Origin of the sequence: Streptomyces sp. NPDC058326, from assembly GCF_042879855.1 — a bacterium.
Taxonomy (GTDB): Bacteria; Actinomycetota; Actinomycetes; order Streptomycetales; family Streptomycetaceae; genus Streptomyces.
This window is the reverse complement of record NZ_JBHVZO010000010.1, coordinates 222,211-234,146: the sequence shown is the minus strand read 5'-3', so window position 1 is coordinate 234,146 and position 11,936 is coordinate 222,211. Positions and strand designations below refer to the sequence as shown.

At 72.7% G+C, this 11,936-nt stretch carries 9 protein-coding genes; 6 read left to right on the top strand and 3 right to left on the bottom strand.

What is annotated here, in order from left to right:
• Together ACFVYX_RS20485 and ACFVYX_RS20480 are read right to left on the bottom strand one after the other, a co-directional pair.
• On the bottom strand, nucleotides 1-1,083 hold the full coding sequence (locus ACFVYX_RS20485; protein ID WP_389682808.1) for a FecCD family ABC transporter permease: 1,083 nt from the start codon (nucleotides 1,081-1,083) through the stop codon (nucleotides 1-3).
• Nucleotides 1,080-2,150, bottom strand: a complete 1,071-nt coding sequence (locus ACFVYX_RS20480; protein ID WP_389682807.1) for a FecCD family ABC transporter permease — start codon at nucleotides 2,148-2,150, stop codon at nucleotides 1,080-1,082. Before ACFVYX_RS20480 ends, ACFVYX_RS20485 begins: the two co-directional genes overlap by 4 nt.
• Nucleotides 2,151-2,322: 172 nt before the next feature.
• On the opposite strand from ACFVYX_RS20480, the gene ACFVYX_RS20475 reads away from it, so the two are divergent.
• Nucleotides 2,323-3,321: an ABC transporter substrate-binding protein gene (locus ACFVYX_RS20475; protein ID WP_389682806.1), complete on the top strand. Its 999-nt coding sequence runs from the start codon at nucleotides 2,323-2,325 to the stop codon at nucleotides 3,319-3,321.
• Between the two features lie 231 nt (nucleotides 3,322-3,552).
• On the opposite strand, the gene ACFVYX_RS20470 is transcribed toward ACFVYX_RS20475, so the two are convergent.
• Nucleotides 3,553-4,437 (bottom strand): iron-sulfur protein, encoded by an 885-nt coding sequence (locus tag ACFVYX_RS20470; protein ID WP_389682805.1) that lies wholly within the window; start codon nucleotides 4,435-4,437, stop codon nucleotides 3,553-3,555.
• A gap of 215 nt (nucleotides 4,438-4,652) precedes the next feature.
• On the opposite strand from ACFVYX_RS20470, the gene ACFVYX_RS20465 reads away from it, so the two are divergent.
• Genes ACFVYX_RS20465 through ACFVYX_RS20445 form a run of 5 tightly spaced genes read left to right on the top strand, consistent with a single transcriptional unit; the run spans nucleotide 4,653 to nucleotide 11,848 of the window.
• Nucleotides 4,653-5,843 (top strand): acetyl-CoA carboxylase biotin carboxylase subunit family protein, encoded by a 1,191-nt coding sequence (locus ACFVYX_RS20465; protein WP_389682804.1) that lies wholly within the window; start codon nucleotides 4,653-4,655, stop codon nucleotides 5,841-5,843.
• Nucleotides 5,840-7,621, top strand: a complete 1,782-nt coding sequence (locus tag ACFVYX_RS20460) for an IucA/IucC family protein (protein WP_389682803.1) — start codon at nucleotides 5,840-5,842, stop codon at nucleotides 7,619-7,621. Before ACFVYX_RS20465 ends, ACFVYX_RS20460 begins: the two co-directional genes overlap by 4 nt.
• Nucleotides 7,618-8,904 (top strand): MFS transporter, encoded by a 1,287-nt coding sequence (locus ACFVYX_RS20455; protein ID WP_389682802.1) that lies wholly within the window; start codon nucleotides 7,618-7,620, stop codon nucleotides 8,902-8,904. The genes ACFVYX_RS20460 and ACFVYX_RS20455 overlap by 4 nt, the downstream gene beginning before the upstream one ends.
• A complete protein-coding gene (locus ACFVYX_RS20450) occupies nucleotides 8,904-10,649 on the top strand; it encodes an IucA/IucC family protein (RefSeq protein WP_389682801.1) in 1,746 nt (581 codons plus the stop codon). The genes ACFVYX_RS20455 and ACFVYX_RS20450 overlap by 1 nt, the downstream gene beginning before the upstream one ends.
• Complete coding sequence (locus ACFVYX_RS20445) at nucleotides 10,646-11,848, top strand: type III PLP-dependent enzyme (protein WP_389682800.1); 1,203 nt, start codon at nucleotides 10,646-10,648, stop codon at nucleotides 11,846-11,848. Before ACFVYX_RS20450 ends, ACFVYX_RS20445 begins: the two co-directional genes overlap by 4 nt.
• The last annotated feature ends 88 nt before the right edge of the window (nucleotides 11,849-11,936 follow it).

Below are 11,936 nucleotides of genomic sequence, written 5' to 3'. Positions count from 1 at the left end.
TCAGCCTCCCTTTCCGGCCCGGTTGGTGCGGGCGAGGAGCAGCAGCAGGTAGGGGGCGCCGACGGCGCCGGTGAGCACGCCGACGGGCAGCTCGGTCGGGTCCAGGACGGTCCTGGCGGCAAGGTCGGCGAGGATCAGCAGGACGGCGCCGGTGAACGCGCTGCACACCATCGGGATGCCGGGGGTGCCGGCGAGCCGGCGGGCGATCTGCGGTGCGCCGAGCGCGATGAAGGCGATCGGGCCGGCCGCCGAGGTGGCGAGCGCGGTCAGACAGGTGGCGAGGACGAGCAGGGCGATGCGGGCGTGCCGGAGCGGCACACCGAGGCTGCGGGCCGTGTCGTCGTCGTACTGGAGGAGCTGGTACGGGCGGGCCAGCGCGACGGTCAGCGGAAGCAGCAGCGCCAGGGCGAGGCCGGCCCACTGGACGTGCTCGTAGCCGCGTCCGTTGACGCTGCCGGTGAGCCACACCATGGCGCGGGACGCCTGGTCGATGTCGGCGCGGGCGAGCATCCAGCGGGTGAGGGCGACCAGAGCGCCGTTCGCGGCGATGCCCACGAGCACGAAGCGGTAGCCGGTGATGGTGCCGTCCCGGAAGGCCAGCAGGTAGATGACGGCGGAGGTGAGGAGCGCGCCGGCCAGCGCTCCGAAGGGCACCGCGCCGAACGTCGCGGCGCCCGCGGCGGTGACGCCGCCGAACAGGATGGCACCGACCGCGCCGACGCCGGCGCCCGCCGAGATGCCGATGAGGTCGGGGCTGGCGAGCGGGTTGCGGCTCACCGCCTGGAAGACGGCGCCGGCCAGGCCGAACGCCGCGCCGACCAGCAGGGCGGTGAGGGCCCTGGGCAGCCGCAGCTGCTGGATGATCAGGTCGGCCGCGCCGTCACCCGTGCCGAGGACGGCCCCCAGGACCTCGCCGACGGGGATGGCGAAGGTGCCGAGCGACACCGAGGCGACGAGGCCCGCGAAGCCCACCAGGCTCAGCGCGACGATGGTGAGAAGGACCCGGAGGCGGACGGCGGCGCCGAACGGGCCGGCTTCCACGCGGAGGGCCGGGCGCGGGACGGCTTTCTGCCGGGCGCTCATCGGGTGTGCTCCTTGAGCTTGCCGCGCTTGACGAGCAGGGCGAGGAACGGGGCGCCGAGCATGGCGGTGACCACTCCGGCTTCCAGTTCGCCGGGCCGGGCGACCATGCGCCCGACGACATCGGCGCTCAGCATCAGCGTGGCGCCGCCGAGCGCCGAACAGGGCACGAGCCAGCGGGCGTCCGGCCCGGTGAACGCCCGGATGACATGGGGGACGACCAGCCCGACGAAGGTGACGGGCCCGGCCGCCGCGACGGCGGCGCCCGTCAGCAGGATCACCGTGAGGGCGCCGAGGAGGCGGGTGGTACGGACCTTGGTGCCGAGGGTGGTGGCGAGGTCGTCACCGAGAGCCAGTGCGTTGAACCGGCCGCTCAGCCCGATCGCGAGCAGCAGGCCGACGACGATGAACGGCAGCAGTTCCACGCCCAGTTGGGCGTCACGTCCGGCGAGCGAGCCCACGGCCCAGAAGCGGTACTGGTCCAGGGTGCGGACGTCGAGCAGCACCAGGGTGTTGGTGCCGGCGTCGAGGAGTACGGTGACGGCCGCGCCGGCCAGGGCCAGCTTGGCCGGCGTGGCACCGCCGTATCCGGTTCCTCCGACGGCGTAGGCGATGAGGCCCGCGAGAGCCCCGCCGAGGAAGGCGAACCATATGTATTCGTACGAACTGGTCAGCCCGAAGGCCCCGATGCCGACCGCGACGGCGAACGCGCCACCCGCGCTGATGCCGATGAGACCGGGGTCTCCCAGCGGATTGCGGGTGATGTCCTGGGCGACGGCCCCGGCGGCGCCGAGCGCCAGCCCGACGAGAAGGCCCAGGAAGGTGCGGGGCATGCGCAGTTCACGGATCACGACCGCGTCGCCGTCCGTTCCGCCGCCGATCGCGTGCAGGACGTCGGAGAGCGGCACGGCCTTGGTTCCGATGGCGAGCGAGGCGCAGGCCGCGGCGACGAGCGCGGTGACGAGGAGGACCGCGACGACGCCACGCGCCGCGATTCGTGGGGTCGTGCGAGGCGGTGGGGAGGGCGGGGGCGCGGCGGCCGCACCTTCTGCGACGGGCTTCAGAGACACCTGCACAAGGTAAGGCACGCCTAACGGTTGTGTGTACGAGCACCCCACCGTGTGGATCCGGTCACGGACAGGCGCTATTCTCACAGCGCCCTCATAGGTAAGCCTTGCCTAAGCGATAGCTGGGTGGTATTCCCCGTCCTGCCTATCGGAACAGTCCGTGTATGGGAGACCCATGAACACCCTCGCCCAGCGCCGCCGGCCCGGCCGGTTCGCCGCTGCCCTGCTCACCGCCGCTCTGGCCTTCTCCGTGGCCGCCTGCGGAGGTGGCAAGGGCGACGACAAGCCCGCCGCTGACAAGCCGGCCCCGGCGTCCGACGCGGGCTTCCCTCGCACCGTCACCCACCACAAGGGCAAGACGGAGATCAAGTCGAAGCCCCGGCGCGTGGTGGCGCTGGACAACAGCCTCGTCGAGGCCGTCGTCGCGCTGGACGCCCCGCTGGTCGGCGGCATCGGCTCGTACCGGGACCAGAAGGGCTTCCCGCCCTACCTCGGTGAAGCGGTGAAGAACACCAAGGACGTCGGTCCGATGGACAGCCCGAACCTCGAGGCGATCGCCGCCCTCAAGCCGGACCTCATCGTGTCGGCGACGGTGCGTCACGAGGACCTCTACGACCAGCTCAGCAAGATCGCGCCGACCGTCTTCGTGGAGACCACGGGTCCGATCTGGAAGGAGAACGTCACCTTCCTGGGCACGGCGCTCGGCGAGGAGAAGAAGGCGGCTGACAAGCTCTCCGCGTACACGACGCGCGCGAAGAAGGTCGGCGACGCGATCAACGCCAAGAACCCCAAGCAGACCTACTCCCTGGTCCGCTTCCTGGACGGTCCGACGCGCGTCTACCTGCCCAAGACCTTCAGCGGCATCATCCTGACCGACATGGGACTCGCCCGGCCTGCCAACCAGCAGGACGAGAAGGAGTTCAACATCGAGATCAGCGAGGAGCAGATCGGCCAGGCCGACGCGGACCACATCTTCATGACCACGTTCTCGGGCGGTGAGGAGCGGAAGAAGAAGTTCCTTGCCAACCCGCTGTGGAAGCGTCTGGGCGCGGTCCAGAAGGGCAACGTCCACGAGGTCGAGGACGCCATCTGGATGACCTCCGTCTCGCTCCAGGGCGCCGACCTGGTGCTCGACGACATGGCGAAGATCTTCAAGGTCGACCCGGCGAAGTAGGCGGGACCTGCGACCGGGCGGGCCGGTGCCGGCGGTGCGTTGACACCGTGGGCACCGGCCCGCCGTCGTATGCCGCGCAGGTCGTGGGCCGTTGGTGCGGTACGGAGCTCAGTCCTGTGCCGTTGGTGCGGTACGGGGCTCAGTCCTGTGCCGTCCGTGCGGTACGGAGCTCGGTCCGCGTCGTTCGTGCGGTACGCAGCCCAGCCCCGCGCCGTCCGTACCGTACGGAGCTCAGTCCTCGTCCTCGAGTCGGCGCAGTCGCTCGGCGTCGCAGGTCCTCGGGCAGGTCGAGCACGGCCGCTCCGGGTCCAGCGTGTAGTACAGGCAGCAGCCGAGTCGCGTGCGGGTCGGGTGGCGGCGGCCGTCGCGGCCCGTGAGGCGCCGGAAATCCGCCCCCCCCGGAAAGGGCGGGATCGCCGTCGGGAGCAGCTCGGTCGCCGCCCGCACCGCGTGCTCCTCCTGGTTCGTCATCCGGCCGAGGTACCAGATGCCCGAGACCAGGTCGTCGGCGACCATGCCCCACAGGGCGCGTGGTCCGCGCCGTATCGACGGGCCGATCGCGGCCAGCAGCGGGCCCACGTGGTCGACGACGGCGGCGCGCAACTCGGCGCGCAACTCCTCCTCGTGGCCCACGATCCGGGCGGCGCCGGCTGCGGCCGCCGGGTCGTCCGGCAGACAGGCGAACTCCTGACCGGGGACGATGCCGATCTCGCCCGTCGTCAGGTTCACGCGGATGTCGCGCGGTGCGATGCGCGGCACCCGGCGATCCAGGTACCAGGCGCCGCTCATCAGCAGGCTGACGGACCACAGGTAGTCGTGCAACGCCCGCGAGGCCGCGACGTCCGTGCGGGGGGCGTGGCCGTGACGGGCGGTGATGCGGGCCGCCGAGGCGGCGAGGAAGGCGTCCAACGCGGCCGCGTCACCGGCCAGTTCGGAGCCGTCGCGGATTTCGGCGGCGGCATCGTCCGGCGCGTACGGATCGACGGTCCGGGCGTCGAGCGCGTCGCAGGCGGCGATGAGGCGCGAGTAGGTGCCGGTGAGGGCGCACGTGTCGGTGAGGGTGTGGCGCTCGGCCGTGCCCGTCGCGGCGGTCCACGACCCCGGGGCCTCGCTCATCGGAGCTCCTTCACGCAAGTAAGTGAGGTCAGGCTTACCTTAGCGTTGATGGGGGTAGTCGGAGATCAACACGCCAGGAGGTCCCGGTCTCAACGCTGCTGTCGTCAAGGCGGAGTTGAATCCTTAGGGTTGCCTAACCTAAAGTCGGCGTCACGGCCGCGTGTGCGCGCGGACGAGCTCCGCACCCTCCCCTCACCGGAAGGCCCCGGCTTCCCATGCGGCTGTACCTGCTCGCCCTGAACCCCACCGACTCGGTCACCGAAGGGTTCCTCCCCGCAGCGGCCCGGCTCGGTCTCGACGTCACCGTTCTGACGGACCAGCCGGACGCCCACCGCAGGACCGCCCCGGACATCGAGGTCCTGGCGTGTGACGTACGCGACTTCCGCGCCGTCATCACCCGGATCGCCACCCACCACCGTCCCGACGCCGTCTTCACCAACAGCGACCACCTCCAGACCCAGGCGGCGCTGGCAGCCGACTACTTCGGTCTGCCCGCCAAGGACTGGCGGGCCGCTCTGCGCGCGAAGGACAAGGCGCACCTGCGCCGTCACCTGGCCCTGACCGGTGCCGACACCGTCTGGTCGACCGAACTCCCGGCCGGCCAGGACCCGTCCGTTCTCACCGGACTCGACGTGCCCTATCCGTGCGTGGTCAAGCCGCGCGAGGGAGTCGCGAGCGAGGACGTCGTCCTCGCCCAGGACGGCGACGAACTCCTCGTCCGCTGCAAGGAGATACAGGCCCGGCGGCCCGAGGCGGCGCTCGTCGTGGAGGAGTTCCTGGCCGGCGAGCTGTACACCCTGGAGACGCTCGGGGACGGACGCCTCCGCCACGTGCTCGGCGGATTCCACACCCAGCTGTCGCCGCCGCCGTACTTCATCGAGGAGCGGCTGACTTTCGTCCCCGCGCATCCCGAGCCCATCACCCGGCAGGTCCTTGCCCAGCTCGACGCCCTCGGCGTCGGCTTCGGCGTCTGCCACACCGAGTTCGTCGTCCACGAGGGCCGTGCCCGCATCATCGAGGTCAACTACCGGGCCATCGGCGACCAGTGCGACCTGCTGCTCGCCCAGCTCCTCGGCATCCCGATCTTCGAGCACATCCTGCGCACGCATCTCGGCGAGCCGCTCCCCGCCGATCTCGGGGCCCGCACCGACGGCGCCGCCCGTCTGGAATACCCCTGCGCCGAAGCCGCCGGGACGCTTCGGTCCGCCCCCGGCGCTGCCGACCTCGACGTCGACGGGGTGAAGCTGACCTACCGCCCGCTGCGCGAGACCGGAGAGCGGCACGAGCTCTACCGCACCAACCGCGACTACCTCGGTGTGCTGCGGGCCGTCGGCACCGACCAGGCGACCGTCGACCGGGTCGTCGCGGACTTCCTGGCCGCGCAGCGCTGGGAGATCACGCCGTGACGAGTCTTGCCGAGGCGGCACGCGACCAGGGAACCGCCGAACGGGAACTGCTCCTGCGGGTGCTGTCCGCGCTGCTGCGCGAGGACGTCGTCGGACTGCGCAGCCGGAGCACCCTCGTCCGGCGGGCGGACGGCCCATGGCTGCGCCGCGCCACCGACGACACCGACGCCCTGCTGATGCCCGTTGCCGAGGACGGCTTCCAGAGCGTCTACGCGGCCCGGCTCCCGCTGCTCGTCCGGGAGTCGGACGGCAGCACCCTCACCACGTACGACACGGTCGTCGCCGCCCTCAAGGCTCTGGCCGAGCCCGTCGACCATCCCGGCTTCGACGCGTACACCGAGGAGTGCCGGCAGACCCTCGCCACCATGCGGCTGCACGAGCGGACCCGCGTGGAGACCGCCGCCCGACTCGCCGGCCTCCACGGGGACGACCCCGCCCGCTGGACCGGATTCGCGCGGGGACTCGCGCTCGACACGCTCGCCGCCCGCCTCGACCACCCCGTGTATCCGACGGCGCGCGGCCGCTCGGGCCTGGACGACGATCAGGTGCGGGCGCACGCACCCGAGTTCCACCCGCGTTTCGCCCTGCGCTGGGTCGCTGTGCCTCACGACGCCGTCACAGCGCCGGGAGGCACCGACCGGCTGCCCGCCCGCTGGCCTTCGCCGGCCGACCTGGGGCTGCCCGAGCTCGCCCGCAGCCACCTCGCGCTGCCCGTCCACCCCCTGACGGTGGGCGCGCCGCTGGAGGAGGCGCTGCGCGCGTCCGGCCTGCACGAGCGTGCGGTGCTTGCCCCGCTGCCGCATCTGGAGGTCGTACCGACCCTGTCCATGCGGACCGTCGCCCTGGCCGAAGAATCGTCCCTGCATCTCAAGCTGCCGCTGGCCACCGCGACCCTGGGACTGCGCAACCGACGCACCATCAAGCCCGGGACGCTCGTGGACGGCGCGGCGGGTCAGCGGCTCCTCGAAGCCGTGATCGCCCGGGAGGAACGGTTCCGCGAAACGATCCTGCACGCCGATGAGACGGTGTACGCCCACGCCGGACACGAGCTCCTCGCCGTCCTGTGCCGCCGCTACCCGGCCGGCCTCGACGACTCCGTCGTCATCCCCATGGCGGCGCTGCTCAGCGAGGCCCCCGGCGGCAGGCTGGTGATCGACCACCTCGCGGACCGGTTCCACGGCGGGGACCCGGTGGCCCTGTTCGACGCCGTGCTCGGCCTGCTGTTCGACTGGCAGACCACGCTCTTCGGCTACGGCATCGCCCTGGAGTCCCACCAGCAGAACATCTCGCTCGTCCTCGACCGGCGGGCGGACGGCGGCAGTCGGCTCCGGCTGCTGCTCAAGGACAACGACGGCCCGCGCATCAACATTCGCCGGCTCTCCGACGCTCTGGGCGCCGGTGCGCCCGACCCCGCCGCGTTCGACGACCCCCGCGTCTTCGGCGACGACGACCGGGCCGTCACCGACCTGTTCACCACCATCACCGTGCACCTGTGCGCCGGCGCCTACGCCTTCGGCCTGGCCCACCACGGCCGAGCCCCGCTCACTCGTCTGCTCGCGCTGGTACGGGACCGGCTCACCGAGGCCGTCGAACGGCTCGGAACCGGCCCGGGCGAACCCGGAGCCGTACTCCGCGCGCACCTCCTGGACGCCCCGGAACTCCCGGTCAAGGCCATGGTCACCGCCGGAACGCTGCTGTCCAAGGAACGGTCGGGCGCCGCCGACATCAACAAGCACTACACCACCGGCCCCAACTACCTGAGGGGGAGCGGTCGATGAGCGCCACCTCGGCCCCGCCGAAACGCACGGGCGCGTCCGGCACGCCCGTGACGAACGCGCCGGTACTCGCCCGTCGTCAGGTGCACGCCGTCGCCGGATGCTATTTCGTGGCGTCCTTCGCCGCGCTCGGCCTGCCGCCCTTCCTGACCCAGATCCTGCCGGAGCTCGGCGACCCCACCGCCCGCTGGGCCGGCGTGCTCTACATCGTCCCGACCGTCTTCGGCGCCATCGGCGCGCCTTTCTGGGGCCGCCTCGCGGACCGCTACGGCCGCAGGCGCCTGCTGCTGCGCGCCCAGCTCGGGCTCGCCGTATCGTTCCTCCTCGCCGGCTGGTCCGACTCGATCGTCACGTTCACCGCCGCACTCGTCCTCCAGGGCATCCTCGGCGGCACATTCGCAGCCTCCAACGGCTACCTGGGCGCGGCGCTGGAAGGGCCGGCCCTGTCGAAGGCGCTCACCCTCATGCAGGGCGCGGCACGCGCCGCCCTCGTCGTCGCACCGATCGTCGTGGGCTCCCTCTCGCCCTGGCTGTCCCCGCACCGGCAGTACGCCCTGCTGGCAGCGCTTCCGCTCACCGCCGCCCTGCTGATCTGCGCGCTCCCGGAGTCGCGGGGCGGGCGGCGCGCCGAGACTCCGACACCGAAGGACATCCCGCAGACGGACGGGGAGAAGGAGGTGGAGACGGCACCGGAGGCGGAGACCGCCGCGGCGCCGATGACCTCCCTCCGGGTGCTCTACGCCCTGGAGTTCGCCTTCGTCTTCTCCACCGTGATCTCCTTCCCCTACCTCGTCTCGCTCATCGACGAGCGGATCCCCGGCACATCCCCGGCCGTCTCCGGAGTCCTGTTCGCCCTGCCGCACCTGTGTTACCTGGTCACGGCGATGGCGGTGCACAAGGCGTTCCACCCGCGCCCCCGGCTCGGCCTCGCCGTCGGCTTCCTCTGTATCGCGTTCGGTCTCGCCGGACACGGCGTGGCCGACTCGCCGGCCCTTCTCACCGCCGTACGTCTCGTGCTCGGAGTCGGTCTCACCCTCGGGCTCGTCTGCCTCTCCGTGCTGGCCGCCGACTGTGCCAAGGGCCGAGCGCCCGGCGGCATGTTCGGCTCGCTCGAGTTCTTCTCGAAAGCCGGCGCCGTCGCGGCCGGCATCGCCGCCGCCGTCGGCAACAGCTTCTTCGGACCGGTCGCCCCGGTCCTCACGGGCACCGCCGTGGCTCTGGCCACGATCGTTCCCACCGCTCTCCCCCTCGTGACCGCCCTCCGCCGCCACCGCTGGAGCCGTTGATGTCGCTGCCCCGAACCCAGGGCACTGCCCGCCGCCCCGCCACCCCGGTCGGACTTCCCGACGCGGACACGGTCGTGGCGCACACCCTTCTCAACTGCCTGCTGCGCGAGGTGTCCGGACCGGAGCACCAGACCGCCGCGAGCGACGGCCATCTGCTGCTGCGCCTGCCCCGCCGCGGTGTGCTGCTCCGCGCGGCGCTGCGCCGCACCTCCCTCCTCGGCGCGCACCGGTTCGCCGGCCCCGTCCAGGAGCAGCGCGACGGCGACTGGGAGCGCATCGACTGGAGACGCCTCGCCGCCCACGTCCAGGACGAGCTGTCGCTGCGCACGGGGGTGCGCAACGACGAGTTCCTCGACCAGATCGCCTCCAGCCACCAGGCCATCACGGCCGCGCTCGACGCCCGCGTCGCCGGCGGCCCGGCGGCCCGGGACACCTACCTCGCCTCGGAGCAGTCCCTGCTCTTCGGCCACCGCTTCCACCCCACCCCCAAGGCCCGCACCGGCGACGCCGCCTCCTGGCTGGCGTACGCCCCCGAGGTGGGCTCCGCCTTCCCGCTGCGCCACCTCGCCGTCCGCGAGAGCCTGATCATCCAGGAGACCGCCGACCCGGCGGCCGCCGCACCCCTCGACCGCCTCGCGGACGGCGTCCCGGAGGGCTACCGGCTGCTGCCCGCCCACCCCTGGCAGTACGAGATGCTGAGCGGCCACCCCGCACTGCGCGCCGCCCTCGACCGCGGCGACATCCTGGACCTGGGAGTCGGCGGCAACCCCTTCGCCGCCACCGCCTCCGTCCGCACCCTCTACGACGGTGACACCTTCCTCAAGTTCAGCCTGAACGTCCGCATCACCAACTGCCTGCGGAAGAACGCGAGTTACGAGCTCACCGGCGCCGTGGCCCTGACCCGGCTCCTCGCGCCCGTCCTCGACGAGCTCACCGACCGGTTCCCCGGCAGCGCCATGCTCCGCGAGCCCGCCTACCGCAGCCTCGCCCTGCCCGGACCCGACGGCACCCCCGACCGCGCCCTGCTCGAAGGCTTCGGCGTGATCGTCCGCGAGGGCCTCGCCGCCCGGCTCCTGCCCGGCACCACCCCGCTCCTCGCCGCCGCCGTCGCCGACGAGTACCCCAGCGGGCCCGGCCACATCTCCCGCCTCCTCGACGGCGCAGGACCCGGCACCGCGTCGGAGTGGTGGGCCGCCTACCTCAAGCTCCTCGTCCCGCCCGTGCTGGCGGCGTACTTCGACCACGGCCTGGTCCTGGAGCCCCACCTGCAGAACGTGGTCGTCTGCGTCGACGACGACGGCATGCCCGCGCAGGTCCTCTTCCGCGACCTGGAGGGCACCAAGCTGCTGCCCGAGCACCACGCCGCCACCCTCGCCTCGCTGCCCGCCGAGGTGGCCGGTCCCCTCACGTACGACGCGGAGCGCGGCTGGGACCGGGTGGCGTACTGCCTGTTCGTCAACCACATCGCCGAGATGCTCGCGGCCGTCGCCGATCTGCACCCCGAGACCGAGCCCGCCCTGTGGGCCCAGGTCCGCGCCACCCTCAAGGCGTACGCCGACCGCCACGGCTGTCCGCCCCGGCTCGCCGCACTCCTCGCCGGCGTGCCGCTGCCGGCCAAGGCCAACCTGCTCACCCGCTGGGAGCGCAAGGCCGACCGCGAGGCCGGCTATGTCCGCCTGCCCTCCCCGCTCGCCGAGGACGTGCTGTCCGAGGCCGCCGACGACTCGTGGAGCAACGCCCGATGACCGTCCTCACGCGCACCGTGCGCGACCTCGTCCTCGACCTGCCTTCCGACGGCCTGCCCGCCTACGTCTACGACCTGGCGGCGCTGCGCGAGCACGCCGCGGCCGTACGGGCCGCGCTGCCCGAGCGGGTGGAGCTCTACTACGCCGCCAAGGCCAACCCCGAACCGGAACTCCTCGATGCGCTCTCGCCGTACGTCGACGGCTACGAGGTGTCGTCCGGCGGCGAACTGGCCCACGTGGGCCGCGCCGTGCCCGGCCGGCCGCTCGCGTTCGGGGGCCCCGGCAAGACTCCCGCCGAGATCGCCGCGGCCCTGGACCTCGGAGTGGAGCGCTTCCACGTCGAGAGCCTCCACGAGCTGAGCATGCTCGCCGAGCTCGCCTCCCGCCGGACCCCGGACACGCCCGTCGACGTCCTCCTCCGCTTCAACCTGCCGCTGTCCGCCGCCTCTCTGGAGGGCAGCGCGCTCGCCATGGGCGGCCGGCCGACCCCGTTCGGCCTCGATCCCGCCGACGCCGACACCGCCGTCGCCCTGCTGACCGGCGGCACGCTCCCGCACCTGCGGCTCCTCGGCGTCCACGCCCACCTGGCCAGCGGCCTGGAGGCGGAGGAGCAGGTCGGCGTCGCCGAGTCGGTCGTCCGCTGGGCCACGGGGCTCGCCGCCCGTCATCGTGTCCGCCTCGCCGAGGTCAACGTCGGCGGTGGCATGCACGTCGACTACACCACCCCCGAACGCCGCTTCGAGTGGTCCGTCTACGGCAAGGGGCTCGCCCAGCTCATGGCGGAGCACCCGGACCTGACGCTGCGCATCGAGCCGGGCCGTGCCCTGACCGCGTACTGCGGCTGGTACGCCACCGAGGTCCTGGACGTGAAGCGCAGCCACGGCGAGGACTTCGCGGTGGTACGCGGCGGCACCCACCATCTGCGTACCCCCGCGACCAAGGGCCACGACCAGCCCTGCGCGGTGCTGCCCGTGGACGCCTGGCCCCACCCCTGGCCGCGCCCCGCCGCCGGATCCGACACGGTCACCCTCACCGGCCAGCTGTGCACCCCCAAGGACCTCCTCGCCCGACACGTTCCAGCGCCCGGCCTGCGGGCTGGGGACCGGGTGGCGTTCGCCCTGGCGGGCGCGTACGCGTGGAACATCTCCCACCACGACTTCCTCATGCACCCGAGGCCGGAGTTCCACTTCCTCGACTGACCCCCGACCGGACCCCACGGTCGGACCGCACCGCGCACAGGGCCGCCGTCCCACCGGCGCCCTGTGGCGCGGAGAGCCGGTCGCGGCC

Coding starts and splice junctions, on each gene's coding strand:
- ACFVYX_RS20485 (WP_389682808.1), bottom strand. CDS start 1,083: ATGAGCGCCCGGCAGAAAGCCGTCCCGCGCCCGGCCCTCCGCGTGGAA.
- ACFVYX_RS20475 (WP_389682806.1), top strand. CDS start 2,323: ATGAACACCCTCGCCCAGCGCCGCCGGCCCGGCCGGTTCGCCGCTGCC.
- ACFVYX_RS20445 (WP_389682800.1), top strand. CDS start 10,646: ATGACCGTCCTCACGCGCACCGTGCGCGACCTCGTCCTCGACCTGCCT.
- ACFVYX_RS20450 (WP_389682801.1), top strand. CDS start 8,904: ATGTCGCTGCCCCGAACCCAGGGCACTGCCCGCCGCCCCGCCACCCCG.
- ACFVYX_RS20470 (WP_389682805.1), bottom strand. CDS start 4,437: ATGAGCGAGGCCCCGGGGTCGTGGACCGCCGCGACGGGCACGGCCGAG.
- ACFVYX_RS20455 (WP_389682802.1), top strand. CDS start 7,618: ATGAGCGCCACCTCGGCCCCGCCGAAACGCACGGGCGCGTCCGGCACG.
- ACFVYX_RS20465 (WP_389682804.1), top strand. CDS start 4,653: ATGCGGCTGTACCTGCTCGCCCTGAACCCCACCGACTCGGTCACCGAA.